Source organism: Luteimonas sp. TWI596 (genome assembly GCF_039674105.1).
In the GTDB taxonomy this organism is placed as follows: domain Bacteria; phylum Pseudomonadota; class Gammaproteobacteria; order Xanthomonadales; family Xanthomonadaceae; genus Luteimonas.
This window is the reverse complement of record NZ_JBDJMU010000058.1, coordinates 1-495: the sequence shown is the minus strand read 5'-3', so window position 1 is coordinate 495 and position 495 is coordinate 1. Positions and strand designations below refer to the sequence as shown.

The 495-nt window shown below is 68.5% G+C and carries 1 protein-coding gene; it reads right to left on the bottom strand.

The window, feature by feature from the left end:
- On the bottom strand, positions 1-495 hold a 495-nt coding region (locus ABE487_RS17230), incomplete at both ends, for an isopeptide-forming domain-containing fimbrial protein (RefSeq protein ID WP_346452925.1).

Sequence of the window (495 nt, the reverse complement as noted above, 5' to 3'; positions counted from 1 at the left end):
CGTGCAGGTCAGTGCACCGGTGCAGGCAAACGCGCCCGCGTCGGTGACGGCACCGAAGGTCAGGCCGGTGCCTAGCGTGTCGGCCAGGGTCAGCACTTCGGTCGTCGCCGAGTTCGCGACCGTCGCCGTCAGCGTGTAGGTCAGCGTGTCGCCAGGGGACACTTCGCTGCCCGAGGCCGGGTTGGAGGTCTTGGCCACCGTGATCGACGTCGCGACGACCGGATGCTCGGTCTCGCAGGTCGTGCACACCGGATCGGGATCGTTGCCGCCAGCCGGGTTACTGGCTACGACAACGTTACCGACGCTTCCGGTCGCATCCGCATTGACAGTCGCGGTGTAGGTCAGCGTGTAGACACCCGGCAAGGTGCCCGCCGGCAGCGTGCAGGTCAGCGCACCGGTGCAGGCGAACGCGCCCGCATCGGTCACGGACCCGAAGGTCAGGCCTGCGCCCAGCGTGTCGGCCAGCGTCAGTACTTCGGTCGTCGCCGAGTTCGC